Below are 375 nucleotides of genomic sequence, written 5' to 3' on the forward strand. Positions count from 1 at the left end.
GGGTTGGGGGCCGTGAGGCGCGGTCAGGCGATGGGCGGACACCTGCCGGTGCCGTCCGGAAGCACGGAGGATGATCTGCCCCTGACAGGCGCTGTCCGGAAGTATGAGGAAACGGACCGTTCGGTACAAGCTTCCTGAGCAGGTGTCGGCGGACCCGCGCGTCACCGGTTGGCTGGAATCGCCGGAAGCATCCGAAGAAATTGTTATCGCCTTGGACGGTGGACGGTCTCCTGGGCGTGGGAACGAACGCGCGACGCCGCGGCAGAGGGTATGCGGCCGGAACGCGGGGTTCGAGATGGGGCGCTCCGCGCGGAGATGAGGGTCTCCGGCCGCGGTCGTTCCCACGACCCCCGGTCGGAGCGTCCAGTCAGGCAG

The organism is Kitasatospora sp. NPDC056531, assembly GCF_042794375.1.
In the GTDB taxonomy this organism is placed as follows: Bacteria; Actinomycetota; Actinomycetes; order Streptomycetales; family Streptomycetaceae; genus Kitasatospora.